Annotated in this window: 13 protein-coding genes and 3 pseudogenes; 13 read left to right on the top strand and 3 right to left on the bottom strand. The window is 68.1% G+C overall.

All coding sequences use genetic code 11. The annotated features are described in order from the left end of the window. Window position 1: 1 nt before the first annotated feature. Complete coding sequence (locus tag G6N20_RS08870; protein WP_083046444.1) at window positions 2-712, bottom strand: LppX_LprAFG lipoprotein; 711 nt, start codon at window positions 710-712, stop codon at window positions 2-4. Window positions 713-787: 75 nt separating this feature from the next. Here G6N20_RS08870 and G6N20_RS08865 point away from each other — a divergent pair, with 75 nt between their 5' ends. From G6N20_RS08865 to G6N20_RS08805, 13 genes and pseudogenes are all read left to right on the top strand, one after another. Further along, window positions 788-1,411: a riboflavin synthase gene (locus G6N20_RS08865; protein ID WP_083046443.1), complete on the top strand. Its 624-nt coding sequence runs from the start codon at window positions 788-790 to the stop codon at window positions 1,409-1,411. Between the two features lie 80 nt (window positions 1,412-1,491). Further along, window positions 1,492-2,778 carry a bifunctional 3,4-dihydroxy-2-butanone-4-phosphate synthase/GTP cyclohydrolase II gene (locus tag G6N20_RS08860; RefSeq protein WP_083046442.1) on the top strand — a complete coding sequence of 429 codons (1,287 nt, stop codon included), beginning with the start codon at window positions 1,492-1,494 and terminating at the stop codon, window positions 2,776-2,778. Between the two features lie 55 nt (window positions 2,779-2,833). Beyond that, window positions 2,834-3,316 (top strand): 6,7-dimethyl-8-ribityllumazine synthase, encoded by a 483-nt coding sequence (gene ribH / locus G6N20_RS08855; protein ID WP_083046441.1) that lies wholly within the window; start codon window positions 2,834-2,836, stop codon window positions 3,314-3,316. Next, on the top strand, window positions 3,313-3,777 hold the full coding sequence (locus G6N20_RS08850; RefSeq protein WP_083046440.1) for a PH domain-containing protein: 465 nt from the start codon (window positions 3,313-3,315) through the stop codon (window positions 3,775-3,777). Before ribH ends, G6N20_RS08850 begins: the two co-directional genes overlap by 4 nt. Window positions 3,778-3,805: 28 nt before the next feature. Beyond that, a pseudogene (locus tag G6N20_RS21955) lies at window positions 3,806-4,040 on the top strand (hypothetical protein); the annotation flags it as partial. A gap of 92 nt (window positions 4,041-4,132) precedes the next feature. After that, window positions 4,133-5,338, top strand: a complete 1,206-nt coding sequence (locus G6N20_RS08845; protein ID WP_083046439.1) for an IS4 family transposase — start codon at window positions 4,133-4,135, stop codon at window positions 5,336-5,338. A gap of 292 nt (window positions 5,339-5,630) precedes the next feature. Continuing rightward, window positions 5,631-7,123: pseudogene (locus G6N20_RS08835) on the top strand (HNH endonuclease signature motif containing protein). A 137-nt stretch (window positions 7,124-7,260) separates the two neighbouring features. Next, complete coding sequence (locus G6N20_RS08830; protein WP_083050954.1) at window positions 7,261-7,737, top strand: Rv1419 family lectin; 477 nt, start codon at window positions 7,261-7,263, stop codon at window positions 7,735-7,737. Window positions 7,738-7,787: 50 nt separating this feature from the next. Further along, complete coding sequence (uvrC, locus tag G6N20_RS08825) at window positions 7,788-9,731, top strand: excinuclease ABC subunit UvrC (RefSeq protein ID WP_083050956.1); 1,944 nt, start codon at window positions 7,788-7,790, stop codon at window positions 9,729-9,731. Beyond that, complete coding sequence (gene rapZ / locus G6N20_RS08820) at window positions 9,728-10,633, top strand: RNase adapter RapZ (protein WP_083050959.1); 906 nt, start codon at window positions 9,728-9,730, stop codon at window positions 10,631-10,633. The genes uvrC and rapZ overlap by 4 nt, the downstream gene beginning before the upstream one ends. Then, window positions 10,630-11,644, top strand: a pseudogene (locus G6N20_RS08815) (YvcK family protein). The gene rapZ and the pseudogene G6N20_RS08815 overlap by 4 nt, the downstream one beginning before the upstream one ends. Beyond that, entirely contained in the window at window positions 11,641-12,618 is a 978-nt protein-coding gene (gene whiA, locus G6N20_RS08810; RefSeq protein ID WP_142272157.1) for a DNA-binding protein WhiA, read from the top strand. Before G6N20_RS08815 ends, whiA begins: the two are co-directional and overlap by 4 nt. Window positions 12,619-12,654: 36 nt before the next feature. Then, the gene (locus G6N20_RS08805) at window positions 12,655-14,040 is read left to right on the top strand and encodes a WS/DGAT/MGAT family O-acyltransferase (RefSeq protein ID WP_083050965.1); all 1,386 of its coding nucleotides are present in this window, start codon (window positions 12,655-12,657) and stop codon (window positions 14,038-14,040) included. Window positions 14,041-14,047: 7 nt separating this feature from the next. On the opposite strand, the gene G6N20_RS08800 is transcribed toward G6N20_RS08805, so the two are convergent. Then, window positions 14,048-15,328 carry an alpha/beta hydrolase gene (locus tag G6N20_RS08800; RefSeq protein WP_083050968.1) on the bottom strand — a complete coding sequence of 427 codons (1,281 nt, stop codon included), beginning with the start codon at window positions 15,326-15,328 and terminating at the stop codon, window positions 14,048-14,050. Next, complete coding sequence (gene fadD12 / locus G6N20_RS08795) at window positions 15,325-16,959, bottom strand: acyl-CoA ligase FadD12 (RefSeq protein ID WP_083050971.1); 1,635 nt, start codon at window positions 16,957-16,959, stop codon at window positions 15,325-15,327. The genes G6N20_RS08800 and fadD12 overlap by 4 nt, the downstream gene beginning before the upstream one ends. Window positions 16,960-16,962: the final 3 nt, after the last annotated feature.

The raw sequence follows: 16,962 nt of genomic DNA, 5'->3' as shown, positions 1-16,962 counted from the left end.
ATCAGCTCACCGGGGGCTTGGTGACGTTCACCTGCTCGCCCCACTTCGACAAGGTCATCTGCACGGAATTGCCCGAGCCCCGCTCCAGCTTGGCCTGTGCCAGCTGGTGATCGGCGGCCTCCTGGATCCAGACGGTGCCCGGAACCGGCTCCGTTGCGCCAAACGGCGGCGCAATCTTGTTCACCGCCTCGGCCGAAACCTTTCCGCTGACCCGGATGGTGCTCTGCCCGTTGATGGTGTCGCGGCCTTCGGCTTTGGCGTCGTTGAAGTTCGCCAGCACGTTGGCCAGGCCGACGTCGGGGTTCAGGATCTGCGAGGGATCGTAGATGTCGGCGGCCGGCCCGAAGTCGCTCCATTTGTTCGGGGTAAGGGTGGCATACAGGTTGCCGTCGAAGACCACGAAGTTGGCATCGATGTCAGACCCTCCCAACGTGAGCTTGACGTTTCCCGTCGCGGCCGTCGGGTTGGTGGTGAGATCGCCGGTCAGGGTCTTCATGGACAAGCCCGGGATTTTGCCGTTCACCGTCAGCACCAGGTGGGCGCTTTTGACCCCCTTGGTCTGCTCGGTGGCCTGCTTGACCAGCGTCGCCGCGTCGGGCAGCGGTCCGCCGCTCGGCTTTGAGCCCGACGAGCAGCCGGCGATCAGGGCGGTCGCGATGCCCAGGGCGGCGAGGACGGCGAATCCACGGCGGTGGGAGTGCATACCCTGCATCGTAGAGGGTGCGGTGAGCGCGGCCGGTGAACGACCGGGGTGCCGGTCCCCGGCGAGAGTCACTAACCTGGTGCGATGTTCACCGGAATTGTCGAGGAACTCGGCGAGGTGACCGGCCGGGAGGCCCTCGCCGACGCGGCCCGGCTGATCATCCGGGGCCCCACCGTCACCGCCGACGCCGGCCACGGCGATTCCATCGCCGTCAACGGGGTCTGCCTGACCGTTGTCGACGTGCTGCCCGACGGTCAATTCAGCGCCGACGTGATGGCCGAGACGCTGCGGCGATCCAATCTGGGCGGCCTGCGCCCGGGCAGCCGGGTGAACCTAGAGCGCGCCGCCGCCCTGGGCAGCCGGCTCGGCGGGCACATCGTGCAGGGACACGTGGATGGCACCGGCGTGCTGGTCGCGCGAACGCCGTCGGAGCACTGGGACGTGGTGCGCATCGAGATGCCGGCCTCGGTGGCTCGCTACGTCGTCGAGAAGGGGTCGATCACCGTCGACGGGATTTCCCTGACGGTGTCCGGGCTCGGCGCCGACCCCCGGGACTGGTTCGAGGTGTCGCTGATCCCGACGACCCGAGAGCTCACCACCTTGGGTCCTGCCCCGGTGGGCACCCGGGTGAACCTCGAGGTGGACGTGCTCGCCAAGTATGTCGAACGGCTGCTGCAGCGGCCGCATGACGTGGTCGCCGAGACCTAAGCCACCGGCGACACGGTGGTTCATACTTGAAGGCGACACGCGGGCTTCGTGTGCACCGGTCCGACAGCTAGGTAGCAAACATGACGAGGTTGGACTCCGTCGAGCGGGCGGTTGCCGACATTGCGGCGGGCAAGGCCGTCATCGTCATCGACGATGAGGACCGGGAGAACGAGGGTGACCTGATCTTCGCCGCCGAGAAGGCGACGCCGGAGATGGTGGCCTTCATGGTTCGCTACACCTCGGGATACCTGTGCGTGCCGTTGGACGGCGCGATCTGCGACCGGTTGGGCCTGTTACCGATGTACGCGGTCAACCAGGACAAGCACGGCACCGCCTATACCGTGACCGTCGATGCGAAAAATGGTGTGGGGACAGGTATTTCGGCCTCTGACCGGGCGACCACGATGCGGTTGCTGGCCGATCCGACCAGTGTCGCCGACGATTTCACCCGCCCCGGTCACGTGGTGCCGTTGCGGGCCAAGGACGGCGGTGTGCTGCGCCGGCCGGGCCACACGGAGGCCGCCGTGGATCTGGCCCGGCTGGCCGGGCTGCAACCCGCGGGCGCGATCTGCGAGATCGTCAGTCAGAAGGACGAGGGCGCGATGGCCCAGACCGACGAGTTGCGGGTCTTCGCCGATGAGCATGGCCTGGCGCTGATTACCATCGCCGACCTGATCGAGTGGCGGCGCAAACACGAGAAGCACATCGAGCGCGTCGCCGAGGCCCGGATTCCCACCCGGCACGGGGAGTTCCGCGCCATCGGCTACACCAGCATCTACGAGGACGTGGAACACGTCGCGCTGGTTCGCGGTGAGATCGCCGGGCCGAACGCCGACGGCGACGACGTGTTGGTGCGGGTGCACTCGGAGTGCTTGACCGGTGACGTGTTTGGCTCGCGTCGCTGCGATTGCGGGCCCCAGCTAGACGCCGCGATGGCCATGGTCGCCCGGGAGGGGCGCGGGGTGGTGCTCTACATGCGCGGCCACGAGGGCCGCGGCATCGGCCTGATGCACAAACTGCAGGCCTACCAGCTGCAAGACGCCGGCGCCGACACCGTGGACGCCAACCTCAGGCTTGGGCTGCCGGCCGATGCACGGGATTACGGCATCGGTGCGCAGATCCTCGTCGACCTGGGGGTGCGTTCGATGCGGCTGTTGACCAACAACCCGGCCAAACGGGTTGGGCTGGATGGGTACGGGCTGCACATCATCGAGCGGGTGCCGCTGCCGGTGCGGGCCAACGCCGACAACATCCGCTACCTGTTGACCAAACGCGACAAGATGGGCCACGACCTGGCCGGGCTGGACGATTTCGGTGATCTCCAGGAATCCGTCCACCTGCCGGGCGAATTCGGCGGTGCTTTGTGAGCGGTGGCGACGATGCGGCGGGGGCACCGCCCGCTTGTGGGGGAGAGCGGCGGCGATGAGCGGTGGCGCCGGTGTGCCGGATGTCGCCGCGCGTGATGCGTCCGGGGTGCGGCTCGGCATTGTCGCGAGCACCTGGCACGACAAGATATGCGACGCGCTGCTGGCCGGTGCCCGCAAGGTGGCCGCCGAGTGGGGCATCGACAATCCGACCGTGGTCCGGGTGCTCGGTGCGATCGAGATTCCGGTGGTGGCGCAGGAGCTGGCCCGCGACCATGATGCCGTCGTCGCTCTCGGTGTCGTGATCCGTGGTGAGACACCACATTTCGACTATGTCTGCGATGCGGTAACCCAGGGCCTGACCCGGGTCTCGCTGGACGCTTCGACGCCGGTCGCCAATGGCGTGCTGACCACTAACACCGAGGAGCAGGCGCTGGCCCGGGCCGGCCTCCCGACGTCGGCGGAGGACAAGGGTGCCCAGGCGACCGCGGCGGCCCTGACCACCGCGCTGACCTTGCGCGATCTGCGTGCGCGGCCATGACCGCCGCAACCGACGACTGGGACGTTGTGGTGCGGCCCCACTGGACGCCGTTCTTCGCCTACGTCGCAGCGTTTCTGATCGCGGCGGCGCATATCGCGGGGGGTCTGCTGCTCAAGGTCGGCTCCAGCGGGGTGGTCTTCCAGACCGCCGATCAAGTGGCGCTGGGCGGCCTGGGCCTGGTCCTGGCCGGCGCCGTGCTGTTGTTCGCGCGGCCGCGGCTACGGGTGGGTCCCCCCGGGCTTTGCGTGCGTAATCTGTTGGGCTACAGGCTGATCCCGTGGTCCGAGGTCGCGGGTGTGTCGTTTCCGTCCGGTAGCCGGTGGGCGCGCATCGATCTGCCCGAGGACGAGTACATCCCGGTGTTGGCGATCCAGGCCGTGGACAAGGACCGCGCGGTGGCCGCCATGGACACGGTGCGCTCGCTGTTGGCCCGGTATCGTCCGGATCTGCATGCCCGCTGACAGCGCGGCCGGACAGCCGGGCTTAACGGCGTGCGACCTCCTGCTGCAGGACGGGGATCGCGCGCCGTTCGGCTAGGCAACCCAGGCTCGCGTTGGCGACAACTACTTCACCAGCGCCCTTCCACCCGGCGGCGGTGCTGTTCAAAGGCTCGCCGCTGCGGCCCGCCGGCTCGTCGGACTACGCCGAGGCGGGCGTACAACGTCGGCAGTCCGCTGCCGTCGCCGAGTAGGTCGATGGCTACGTCAACGCCCTGAACGGGCATCGAAACGAAGGGCGCAGCTGGACAGCCGGGCTTAACCCCAGGCTTAACCCCAATACCGTTCAGTTAAGACTACATGGGTGTAGTTTGTAGGTGTGCCTCGTGCGGGTTGGCGTAAGCCTGAGTCGGATCGTCGGTTGTCGGATTTGGTGTCGGTGGGGGTGCTAACGCGGGTGTTTCCGCCAGCGCTGGTCGATGAGGTGATCGCGGAGGCGGGTCGTACCCAACAGCGGCATCGGTCGCTGCCGGCGCGGGTGATGGCGTATTTCGCGATCGCGATGGGCCTGTATTCGGAGGGCTCGTATGAGGATGTGCTGGCCCAGCTCACCGATGGTCTGGCGTGGGCGTCGGGGTGGCGTGAGCGTTTCCGGTTGCCGGGTAAGTCGGCGATCTTTCAGGCTCGTGAGCGGCTGGGGTCGGCGCCGCTGGCGGGCTTGTTTACGCGGGTGGCCCGCCCGCTGGCCGGGCCGGACACGCCGGGGGCGTGGTTGGCCGGGCGGCGGTTGGTCGCTATCGACGGAACCTGTCTGGATGTGGCCGACACACCGGCCAATGACGAGTATTTCGGCCGGCCTGGAGCCAGCAAGGGTGAAAAGGCCGCCTTCCCCCAGGCTCGGATCGTTGGGCTGGCCGAGTGCGGCACACATGCGGTCTTTGCCGTGCAGATCGGGGCCTACCGCGATTCGGAGTCCAAACTCGCCGAACAACTGCTGGGCTCTTTGACTGCTGGGATGCTGCTGTTGGCTGATCGCGGGTTCTTCTCGTATGCGTTGTGGCGCAAGGCGTCTGCCGCCGGAGCCGATCTGTTGTGGCGGGTACGCACCGGGTGGCGCGCCCCGGAACCGGTCCATGTGCAAGACCTTCCCGACGGCTCCTGGCTGGCCCATCTGCAGCCCAGCACCGATCGTCGCAGTACCCCGATGCTGGTCCGCGTCATCGATTACAGCATCGACGACGGACGCGACAACCCTACCGCCTACCGGCTGCTGACCACGCTGACCGACCCAGGGCAGGCCCCGGCAATGGAGCTGGCCGCCGCCTACGCCCAGCGCTGGGAGATCGAGAACACCTTCGACGAGCTCAAAACCCACCAACGCGGACCACGGATCGTGCTGCGCTCGAAATCCCCCGACCTGGTCCTGCAGGAAATCTGGGGACACCTGTGCTGCCACTACGCCATCCGCGCCCTGATGACCCAGGCCGCCGAACACGCCGGACACGACCCCGACCGCGTCAGTTTCACCGCCGCGCTACGCATCACACGCCAATCCGTCGCCCAGCAGGGCGCTTTTCCCCCCTGAGCACCCTGAAGCCTCCGACCGGCACTGGCGCGCTTTCCTACGCCGACTGCTCGATCGCCTCAACCCGATCCGCCGACCCCGCTCAGCACCCCGCGTGATCAAACGCAAAATGCCCAAATGGCACGTCAAACGCGCAACCCACGCCCACTGGCCCCAACCCGCCGGGCCGCCAGACATCGCTATCCGACCACTTTAACTGAACGGTATTGGGTTTAACCCTGGTTTAACCCGAAGTTCCCCCCTTCGGCTTAACGGCGTGCGCGTGTCGGTGTCTTCCGGTATAGTCGAATATATGTTCGATAAACGGTTGCATGACTACTTCGAGCCTTCCGATACCCCGACGTCGCGGGGGTTGATCGAGCGGATGCGCGCTGCCTGGTGTGCCGAGGCGCAGGCGGCGGCGGCGCGGTTGGCGTTGATCGGGGAGTTGTTCGAGCTGCGCCGGGTCGAGCGCGGGGAGTGCGCGGATTGGGCGGTGGATACCTGGGCGGCGGTGGCCGCCGAGGTGGCTTGAGCTTTTTCAAGGCGTTTCGGACGAGTTTGGCCCTGGCCGGCAGCTACCTGCACTATGCGCGGGCGATGCGGGAGCGGCTGCCCAAAGTCGGGCAGGTGTTTGTCGCCGGGGAGATCGATTACCGGATGTTTCAGACGTTGGTGTATCGCACCGATTTGATCACCGACCCCGAGATACTGGCGCGGGTGGATGCCGAGTTGGCGCTGCGGGTGGGCCGCTGGCCGTCGATGACCCAGGGCAAGCTGGCCGCGGCCATCGATCGGGTGGTGGCGGTGGCCGACCCGGATGCGGTGCGCCGCGCGCGTGAGCAGATCCGCGATCGGGAGGTGGCGATCTGGAATTCCGCGGACGGGATGGCCGACGTGCACGCTCGGCTGTATGCCACCGATGGCCAGGCACTGGATGCGCGGCTGAACGCCTTGGTGGCCACGGTGTGTGCCGGTGATCCGCGCAGCACAGATCAGCGCCGCGCCGACGCGCTGGGGGCGTTGGCCGCCGGGGCGGATCGGCTGGCCTGCCGCTGCGGTAGCACCGACTGTGCCGCCGAGGGGCGCCCGGTGTCGGCGGTGGTGGTTCATGTGGTGGCCGAGCAGGCCAGCCTGGAGGGCCGCGGCCAGACACCGGCAGCGCTGCTGGGCGGCGACGGGTTGATCCCGGCCGAGTTGGTGGCCGAGTTGGCCGCAACCGCCCGGCTGCAGCCGATCCTGGTCCCGGCCGGGCCGGAGTCGGGTTATCGGCCCTCGGCCAAGCTGGCGGCGTTCGTGCGGGCCCGGGATCTGACCTGTCGGGCGCCGGGTTGTGATCGGCCGGCCACCCACTGCGACCTGGATCACACCATCGCGTTCGCCGATGGCGGGGCCACCCATGCGTCAAATGTCAAGTGTCTGTGCAGATTTCATCATTTGATGAAGACTTTTTGGGGCTGGCAGGACAAACAACTGCCCGACGGCACCATCATCTGGACGCTGCCGGGTGACCAGACCTATGTCACCACCCCGGGCAGCGCGCTGTTGTTCCCGAGCCTGTGTACCCCCACCGGTGACCCGCCCGCACCCGAGCAGGCCCGGGCCGACCGCTGCGCGGAGCCCACCGCGATGATGCCGCGACGGGCCGGCACCCGAGCGCAAAACCGCGCCCACTACATCACCACCGAACGCCACCGCAACCACCAGGCCCGCCAGCGCGCCCACGTGGTCACCCAAACCGCCACAACCGCCCCCGAGACCCACGACCAGCCGCCCGATCCCGACGACGACCCACCACCTTTTTGATGAGGACCGGCCTGGCCGCCGCACGCAGCTTCGTGGTGCCTGGGGTCAGGAGTTGCGATAAGGTCGGCAGCGCTGTGCTGTCAGGCCGAGGCAAACCGTCTGTGGCGGTGGTGGTCTCATGAGAGGAAGCAGCCGAAATGCAGGAGACGCGGTTGATGGCCGGTGCGCGCCGGGCCCTTGTCATAGCCGGCGCGGTGTTAGGCGTCGCGGTGCTCAACGTTGGCGTGGCAAGAGCCGACGGCCCGGTCCAGTTGAGAAGCCGATTAGGCGATGTCTGTCTGGACGCCCCGAGCGGCAGCTGGTTTACCCCGGTGGTGATCAACCCCTGCAACGGGTCGGACTTCCAGCGGTGGAATCTCACCGCTGCCCGGCAGCTGGAGAGCGTGGCCTTCCCCGGGGAGTGCCTGAACGTACCGGGGGAGAGTTGGTGGGCGCACCTGCAGCCCTGTGTCGATTGGATCAGCCAGCACTGGAATATCCAGCCCAACGGCCAGGTCACGAATGACCTCGGTGGCTGCCTCGCCGTTCTCGGCGGTGCGAACCCTGGGACTTGGGTGTCCACCCGCTGGTGCAATGCCGATGCACCCGACCAACAGTGGGATAGCGTTCCGTGAGGTCGCGGCGCGGACGCCCCCGCGCTTCCCGCGACCACTAGCCTTAATACGTGCCAGATCCCGCGACGTATCGCCCCGCGCCCGGGTCCATCCCGGTCGAGCCGGGCGTGTACCGATTCCGGGATTCGCGCGGGCGTGTCATCTACGTCGGCAAGGCCAAGAGCCTGCGCAGCCGCCTGACGTCCTATTTCGCCGACGTCGCGAACCTGCAACCGCGGACCCGGCAGATGGTGACCACCGCGGCCAAGGTCGAGTGGACGGTGGCCAACACCGAGGTCGAGGCGTTGCAGCTGGAATACAACTGGATCAAGGAATTCGATCCGCGCTTCAACGTCCGCTACCGCGACGACAAGACGTATCCGGTGCTGGCCGTCACGCTCAACGACGAGTTTCCCCGGTTGATGGTCTATCGCGGCCCGCGGCGCAAAGGCGTGCGCTATTTCGGGCCCTATTCGCACGCCTGGGCCATCCGGGAAACGCTGGATCTGCTCACCCGGGTCTTCCCGGCGCGAACCTGCTCGGTGGGAGTGTTCAAGCGGCACAAGCAGATCGATCGCCCCTGCCTGCTCGGCTACATCGACAAGTGCTCGGCGCCGTGTGTCGGCAGGGTCAGCGCCGAGCAACATCGCCAGATCGTGGACGACTTCTGCGACTTTCTGTCCGGCAAGACCGACCGCTACGCCCGCGAACTGGAGCAGCGGATGACCGCCGCGGCCGAGCAACTCGACTTCGAGCGGGCCGCCCGGCTGCGCGATGACCTGTCCGCGTTGAAGCGGGCAATGGAAAAGCAAGCTGTGGTGCTCGGCGACGGCACCGACGCCGACGTGGTGGCATTTGCCGACGACGACCTGGAAGCCGCGGTGCAAGTGTTTCACGTCCGTGGCGGCCGGGTTCGTGGCCAGCGTGGTTGGATCGTCGAAAAGCCCGGAGATCCGGGCGATTCCGGCACCCAGTTGGTCGAGCAGTTCCTGACGCAGTTCTACGGCGAACAGGCCGAACTGGACCTCCAAACCGGCCAAGCCGCTGACGGTTCCGCCACCCCGGTGCCGCGTGAGGTGCTGGTGCCGTGTCTGCCGTCCAACGCCGACGAGCTGGCCGACTGGCTGTCCGGTCTGCGCGGCTCACGGGTGGTGCTGCGGGTGCCGCGCCGCGGGGACAAGCGGGCGCTGGCCGAAACCGTGCAACGCAACGCGAAAGAGGCGCTGCAGCAACATAAGCTGAAGCGGGCCGGTGACTTCAATGCCAGATCCGCTGCGCTGCGCAGCATTCAGGACGCTCTCGGCCTGGCCGATGCGCCGCTGAGGATCGAGTGCGTCGATGTCAGCCATGTGCAGGGCACCGATGTGGTGGGCTCGTTGGTGGTGTTCGAGGACGGCCTGCCGCGCAAGTCGGACTACCGTCACTTCGGGATCCGGGAGGCCGCCGGGCAGGGGCGCTCCGACGATGTGGCCTGCATCGCGGAGGTGACCCGGCGCCGGTTCTTGCGGCACCTACAGGACTCGAATATGCCTGCGCCGGACGGTAAGTCGCGCCGGTTTGGCTACCCGCCCAACCTGTATGTCGTGGACGGCGGTGCCCCGCAAGTCAATGCGGCCAGCGCGGTCCTTGATGAGCTCGGCATCACCGATGTCGCGGTGATCGGGCTGGCCAAGCGGCTGGAGGAGATCTGGGTGCCGTCCGAGCCGGACCCGGTCATCATGCCGCGCAACTGCGAGGGACTGTATCTGCTGCAGCGGGTGCGTGACGAGGCACACCGATTCGCCATCACCTACCATCGCAGCAAGCGATCCAAGCGGATGACGGCCTCGGCGCTGGACTCGGTGCCGGGATTGGGAGAGCATCGCCGCAAGGCGCTGGTCACCCACTTCGGGTCGATTGCCCGCCTGAGGGAGGCCACCGTCGAGCAGATCACCGCCGTTCCGGGTATCGGCGTGGCCACCGCCACCGCGGTCCTGGAAGCGTTGCGACCGAACACAACCGGAGCGTCGCAATGACCGACCACGCTGCCGACAACCAGCCGGCCGACAGCTCCGCCGGTATCGACGTCGTTCTGGTGACCGGGTTGTCCGGGGCCGGGCGGGGCACGGCGGCCAAGGTGCTCGAAGACCTGGGCTGGTATGTGGCCGACAATCTGCCGCCCCAGCTGATTACCCGCATGGTCGATTTCGGGCTGGCCGCCGGTTCACGGATCACCCAGCTGGCGGTGGTGATGGATGTGCGGTCACGCGGATTCACCGGCGACCTGGACTCGGTGCGCAAGGAACTGGCCACCCGCAACGTCACCCCCCGCGTGGTGTTCATGGAGGCCTCCGACGACATGTTGGTGCGCCGTTACGAACAGAATCGCCGCAGCCATCCGCTGCAGGGTGAGCAGACCCTGGCCGAGGGTATCGCCGCGGAGCGCAGGATGCTGGCGCCGGTTCGCGCCACCGCAGACCTGATCATCGACACGTCGACCCTGTCGGTGCGGGGACTGCGGGAAAGCATCGAGCGCGCATTCGGCGGCAACGGCGGCGCGACCACCAGCGTCACGGTCGAGTCTTTCGGCTTCAAATACGGTCTGCCGATGGACGCCGACATGGTGCTGGACGTGCGGTTCCTCCCCAACCCGCACTGGGTCGACGAGTTGCGTCCGCTCACCGGCCAAGATCCGGCGGTGCGCGACTTTGTGCTGCACCAGCCCGGCGCGGGCGAGTTTCTGCAGACCTACCATCGCCTGCTCGCGCTGGTTGTCGACGGCTATCGCCGGGAGGGAAAGCGCTATATGACGCTGGCTATCGGCTGCACCGGCGGCAAACATCGCAGCGTGGCGATCGCGGAAGCGTTGATGGGGCTGCTGCGGTCGGATCCGCGGCTGACGGTCCGTGTGCTGCACCGGGATCTGGGTCGCGAATGAACCCCAGCATCGTCGCGTTGGGCGGCGGACACGGCCTGTACGCGACGTTGTCCGCGGCCCGTCGGCTGACCCCCCACGTCACCGCCATCGTGACCGTCGCCGATGACGGCGGCTCGTCGGGCCGGCTGCGCAGCGAACTCGACATCGTGCCACCGGGGGATCTGCGAATGGCCTTGGCGGCGTTGGCATCCGACAGCCCGCATGGACGATTGTGGGCGACCATCCTGCAGCACCGATTCGGCGGCAGCGGCGCGTTGGCCGGACATCCGATCGGCAACCTCCTGCTCGCCGGCCTCAACGAGGTGCTGGCCGACCCGGTGGCCGCCCTCGACGAACTCGGACGCATCCTCGGGGTCAACGGCCGGGTGCTGCCGATGTGCCCGATCGCGCTGCAGATCGAGGCCGACGTGTCCGGCCTGGAGGCCGACCCGCGAATGTTTCGGCTGATCCGCGGCCAGGTGGCGATCGCGACCACGCCCGGAAAGGTGCGGCGGGTGCGATTGCTGCCCACCGACCCGCCGGCGACCCGACAGGCCGTCGACGCCATCATGGCCGCCGATGTGGTGGTCCTGGGGCCCGGGTCGTGGTTCACCAGCGTGATCCCGCATGTGTTGGTGCCCGGGTTGCTGACGGCCCTGCGGACCACCAGGGCCCGACGGGCGCTGGTGCTCAACCTGGTGGCCGAGCCGGGGGAGACGGCCGGCTTCTCGGTGGAGCGTCACCTGCACGTGCTGGCCCAACACGCGCCGGGATTCACCGTGCACGACATCATCATCGACGCCGAACGGGTGCCCAGCGACCGCGAGCGGGAGCAATTGCGGCGCACCGCAACCCAGCTGCGGGCCGAGGTCCACTTCGCCGACGTGGCCAGACCTGGTACACCTTTACATGACCCGGGCAAGCTCGCGGCCGTGCTCGATGGGGTGCGGGCGCGCGACCAGGGCCCGGAGGCGGACCGGCGGGCATGGATCGGGCGGGAACGGACCGAGGGGTGACGACGCGTGGCGATGACGACCGAAGTCAAGGACGAGCTGAGCCGGCTGGTGGTGAAGTCGGTCAGCGCGCGGAGGGCGGAGGTCACGTCCTTGCTGAGGTTCGCCGGCGGGCTGCACATTGTGGGCGGCCGCGTGGTCGTCGAGGCCGAGGTGGACTTGAGCAGCATCGCCCGGCGGCTGCGCAAGGAAATCTTCGAGCTGTACGGCTACACCGCGCTGGTGCATGTGTTGTCGGCCAGCGGAATTCGCAAAGGCACCCGCTACGTGCTGCGGGTCGCCAACGACGGTGAAGCGCTGGCGCGTCAGACCGGGCTGCTCGACATGCGCGGACGTCCGGTACGCGGCCTGCCGGCTCAGGTCGTCGGCGGAAGCCTCGCCGACGCTGAAGCCGCGTGGCGGGGAGCCTTTTTGGCGCACGGGTCGCTGACCGAGCCGGGCCGCTCGTCGGCCTTGGAGGTGAGCTGCCCCGGCCCGGAGGCCGCGCTGGCGTTGGTGGGGGCGGCGCGCAGGCTCGGCGTCAGCGCGAAGGCCCGCGAGGTGCGGGGCACCGATCGGGTGGTGGTGCGCGACGGGGAGGCCATCGGCGCGCTGCTGACCCGAATGGGGGCCCAAGACACCCGGCTCATCTGGGAGGAGCGCCGGCTGCGGCGCGAGGTGCGGGCCACGGCCAACCGGCTGGCCAACTTCGACGACGCCAACCTGCGCCGCTCGGCTCGGGCCGCGGTCGCCGCGGCCGCCCGGGTGGAGCGTGCGCTGGAAATACTCGGCGAAGCCGTGCCGGAGCACCTGGCCTCGGCCGGCCGGCTGCGCGTCGAGCATCGACAGGCATCCCTGGAAGAGCTCGGCCGGCTCGCCGACCCGCCGATGACGAAAGACGCTGTGGCGGGCCGTATTCGGCGACTGTTATCGATGGCCGACCGGAAGGCCAAGGTGGACGGCATCCCCGATACGGAGTCGGCGGTGACGCCGGACCTGCTCGAGGATGCCTAGCTGGCGCCGGGGCGGGGCGAGGACTACGGTCATGGCATGAAGCGGCTGTCGAGTGTCGATGCGGCGTTTTGGTCTGCGGAAACCGCAGGCTGGCATATGCACGTGGGTGCATTGGCGATCTGCGATCCTCGCGACGCGCCCGACTATAGCTTTCAGCGACTTCGCGAACTGATCATCGAGCGACTGCCGGAGATCCCGCAACTGCGGTGGCGGGTCACCGGTGCCCCGCTGGGACTGGACCGGCCGTGGTTCGTCGAGGACGAGGAACTCGACATCGACTTTCACATCCGTCGCATCGGTGTTCCGAGTCCCGGCGGGCGGCGCGAGCTCGAGGAGCTCGTCGGGCGGCTGATGTCCTACAAGCTGGACCGCTCACGGCCGCTGTGGGAACTGTGGGTCATCGAGGGTGTCGAGGGCGGTCGCATCGCGACGCTGACCAAGATGCATCACGCCATCGTTGACGGGGTCTCCGGTGCCGGGCTGGGCGAAATCCTGCTGGACATCACGCCCGAACCGCGACCGCCGCAACACGAAACGGTCGGATTCGTGGGATTCAAGATCCCGGGTCTGGAACGGCGCGCCATCGGTGCGCTGATCAACCTGGGAATCATGACCCCGTTTCGCATTGCCCGGCTGATCGAGCAGATCGTGCGTCAGCAGATCGCCGCGTTGGGCGTCGCCGGCAAGCCGGCGCGATACTTCGAGGCGCCCAAGACCCGGTTCAACGCGCCGGTGTCACCGCACCGGCGGGTCACCGGCGCCCGTGTCGAACTGGCCCGGGCCAAGGCGGTCAAAGACGCCTTTGGTGTCAAGCTCAACGACGTGGTGCTGGCATTGGTGGCCGGGGCGGCCCGGGAATACCTGCATAAGCGTGACGAGCTGCCCGCCAAGCCGCTGATCGCCGAGATTCCGGTTTCTACCCGCACCGACGCGACGAAGGCCGACGTCGGAAACCAGGTCAGCTCGATGACCGCGTCGCTAGCAACCCATATCGATGATGCGGCCAAGCGGCTGATGGCCATCCACGAGAGCACCCAGAGCGCCAAGGAAATGGCCAAGGCGCTCTCGGCGCATCAGATCATGGGGCTCACCGAAACCACGCCGCCGGGCCTGCTGCACCTGGCCGCCCGCGCCTATACGGCCACCGGGTTGTCGCACAACTTGCCGCCCATCAACCTGGTGGTCTCCAACGTTCCCGGTCCGGGTTTCCCGTTGTACATGGCCGGCGCGCGGCTGGACTCGCTGGTGCCCCTGGGACCGCCGATCATGGATGTCGCGCTCAACATCACCTGCTTCTCCTACCAGGACTATCTGGACTTCGGCCTGGTGACGACACCGGAAGTGGCCAACGACATCGACGAGATGGCCGACGCCATCGAACCGGCACTGGCCGAACTGGAGCGTGCCGCGGACCTGCGGTAGGCGCAGGCTAAGCCTGGGCGTTGGGCGGGTTGGTGGCGTACACCCAAGACAGGAAACGGGCCACCGCCTCGGCGGTTTGCTGCGCTCGCGGGGAGCCGAAGATGTCGAAAGCGTGTTGGGCGTAGGGCAGATCGGCGTAGGCGACCGGCGCCTTCGACACCGCGCGCAGCTCGTCGACAAACGCCCGCGCCTCGTTGACGGGGATCAGGGAGTCATCGCGGCCGTGCACAACGAAGAACGGTGGCGCGTCCGCGTGCACGTGCCGGATCGGCGAGGCATCGACGAAGACGTCGCGGTGTGCGCTGAACTTCCGTTTCACCACAACCTTTTCCAGCAGCCCGACGAACTCGCGGCGCCCCGGGGCCTCGGTGGAAAACCAGTCATAGCGTCCGTAAATCGGCACCGCCGCCGCCACCGAGGTGTCGGCCTCCTCGAACCCCGGCTGAAACCGCGGGTCGTTGGGCGTCAGGGCGGCCAAGGCGGACAGGTGGCCGCCGGCCGAACCTCCGGTGATCGCAACGAAATTCGGGTCGCCACCATAGGCCGCGATGTGCTGCTTGACCCAGGCCAGCGCGCGTTTCACGTCGACGATGTGGTCGGGCCAGGTATGCAGCGGCGACACCCGGTAGTTCAGCGACACGCACACCCAGCCGCGCGAAACCAGAAGGCTCATCAACGGATACGCCTGCGGTCGGCGCCGGCCGAGCACCCAGGCGCCGCCAGGCACCTGCACCAGCACCGGGGCCTTGCCGTCGCGCGGCAGGTCGCGACGACGCCAGATGTCGGCCAGGTTGGCCCGCCGGTGCGGGCCGTAGGCCACGACGTTTTCCTTCGTGACGTAGCGCCGGCGGGCGACCGTGGTGCGCAGCGGGAGGTCGAGCCTACCGCTGCGGGTCGGTTCGACCGGCAGCGCCGTCAGCTCCTTGGCGTAGTCGGGTCCGAGCCCTTCCCGCAGCCCCGCTTCCAGCACCGGGCCGGGGGTGACGGCACCGCGGTAGCGGATGGCAACCAGGATCGCCCACGCGGCGGCGGTCAGCGTCAGCGCCACCTTCCCCCGTCGCCCGGCGAAATGCCCGCGGCGGCCGCGGCGCACGGCGTCGAGCACCGACGCGGTCAGGTACAGCCCCGGCACCTCCGAGGTCGGCCAACCGAACCAGAACACCACCGCCGAGGCATAGGGGTGACGGCTCAGCGGGTGTAATCCGTTGGCGGCGTTGACCAATTCCACCGTTGCCCGGGTCAGGGGCCGGGGTTGCCGCAGCCGCTGCAGCAGTCCTCGCGGCCTCATGGTCCGCCGACCCGGGCGTGCAGTTCGGCCCGCAGGATCTTGCCCGTGCTGCCGCGCGGCAGCTCGTCGAGGACGCTGATTTCGCGGGGCACCTTGTAGGTGGCCAAGTTCTGCCGGACGTGCTGCTTGAGGGCTTCGGGCGCGGCTTCCTTGTCGAGACGAGCCCCCGGTTCCAGCACCACGAACGCCGCCAGCCGCTGGCCGTACTGCTCGTCGTCCACACCGATCACCGCGGCCTCGGCCACCTCGGGGTGGGCGGCTAGGGTCTTCTCCACCTCGATCGGGTAGACGTTCTCCCCGCCGGAGACGATCATTTCGTCGTCGCGTCCGACGACGAACAACCGTCCGTCGTGGTCGAGGTAGCCGACGTCGCCCGACGACATGAATCCGGCGTGGAAATCCTTGGTGGTGCCCGAGGTATAGCCGTCGAATTGGCTGCGGTTGCGGACGTAGATGGTGCCGACCGCGCCGGTGGGCACCTCGTGGAACTCCTTGTCCAGGATGCGGATTTCGGTTCCCTCGGCCGGCCGGCCCGCGGTGTCGGGCGCGGCGCGCAGGTCCGCCGGTGTGGCGGTGGCGATCATGCCGGCCTCGGTGGCGTTGTAGTTGTTGTAGATCACGTCGCCGAATTGGTCCATGAACGCGATGACGATGTCGGGCCGCATCCGCGAACCCGATGCCGCGGCGAAGCGCAGCGACCGGCCGCTGTAGCGGTTGCGGACCTCGGCGGGCAGATCCATGATGCGGTCGAACATCACCGGCACCACCGCCAGCCCGGTCGCGTGGTGGCGGTCGATGAGGTCCAGGGTGGCCTCCGGATCGAATTTGCGTCGGGTGATCACCGTGCAGGCCAGCGACGAGGCCAACACCAGTTGCGAAAAGCCCCACGCATGAAACATCGGCGCCGCGATCACGATCGGCTCCTCGGCCCGCCACGGCGTGCGGTCCAGGATGCCCTTGAGCGTGCCGATTCCGCCGCTACCGCCAGAGTGCTTGGCGCCCTTGGGTGTTCCGGTGGTGCCGGAGGTGAGCAGGATCATCTTGCCGGTGCGGGCGCGCCGCCGCGGCCGTTGCCCGGCGTGCGCGGCGAGGAGTTCTTCGACGGTCACGCCGTGCTGCTCGCCAGCCCACGCCAGGATGCGGGTGGCCTGTGGTTTGTCTGCGAACGCGCGATCCACCGTGGCGGTGAACTCGTCGTCGTAGATGACGGTGTCGACCCCCTCGCGGGTCACCACGTCGGCCAGCGCCGGACCGGCGAAGGAGGTGTTGAGCAACACGACGTCGGCGCCGATCCGGTTGGCCGCCAACAGTGCTTCGACGAAACCTCGATGGTTGCGGCACATGATGCCGACCACCTTCGGAGTGCCCGCCGGTAACGCCTGCAGCGCGGCGGCCAACGCGTTGCCGCGCTCGTCGAGCTGCCGCCAGGTCAGCGTGCCCAGTTCGTCGACCAGGCCCGGCCGGTCCGGGCAGCGTTGCGCCGCACCGGCGAAACCCGAGGTGAATCCCATCCCTTCGCGGCGCATCGCAGCGGCGATCTTCAGGTAGCGGTCAGGCCGCATCGGCGTGATCATTCGCGCCCGCCACAGGGTGGTGATCAGCCCGAGTGTCTGGTCAAACAGTGCGGCCATGGC

The sequence above is a fragment of the Mycobacterium shinjukuense genome (assembly GCF_010730055.1).
GTDB classification, from domain to species: Bacteria; Actinomycetota; Actinomycetes; order Mycobacteriales; family Mycobacteriaceae; genus Mycobacterium; species Mycobacterium shinjukuense.
The sequence above is the reverse complement of the archived record's forward strand: the minus strand, read 5'-3'. Positions and strand labels throughout refer to the sequence as shown.